The 439-nt window shown below is 56.9% G+C and carries 1 protein-coding gene; it reads right to left on the bottom strand.

Annotation, left to right across the window (positions count from 1 at the left end):
• On the bottom strand, nucleotides 1–228 hold a 228-nt coding region (locus VE26_RS16860; protein ID WP_046106516.1), incomplete at its 3' end, for a hypothetical protein.
• Between the last annotated feature and the right edge of the window lie 211 nt (nucleotides 229–439).

The following is a 439-nucleotide window of genomic DNA, read 5'->3' as shown; positions in this document are numbered from 1 at the left end:
CGCTGCCTGGAGCACGGCTGTCAGCACTCTCGTGTCCATTTCCGCAGTGGTCAGAGCATTCAGGTTGGCGGCGAAATCGTCTTCGAAGGCACTATCGGTAACGCGCTTCCACACTCGCCCACGCAGATAGATGTCGAACTCCACCGGGTCGTCGATCATCACGCCGCGCCAACAGTCGCTAGCGATATCGAGCGGATACGCCTTGGTGATGCTGAACGTTAGTGGCATCGATTCCCCCAATCGATGGCTGAGTATCGCCTTATGACAGCAAAGCACAACCAAAGGATTGACGAGAGAACGAAGCATGGATTGCTTTCCACCACGCTCAACTGGGCTACTGGATAGTTCCGGGGATTCGTGTCCCGGCAAGTGCCCCAGGTCGAGTTCAGAAGTGTCCGGGCATCATTAGCCACGGCTCCACCTGCTGCCGGTCATGGAT

Origin of the sequence: Devosia chinhatensis, from assembly GCF_000969445.1 — a bacterium.
GTDB classification, from domain to species: Bacteria; Pseudomonadota; Alphaproteobacteria; order Rhizobiales; family Devosiaceae; genus Devosia; species Devosia chinhatensis.
The sequence above is the reverse complement of the archived record's forward strand: the minus strand, read 5'-3'. Positions and strand labels throughout refer to the sequence as shown.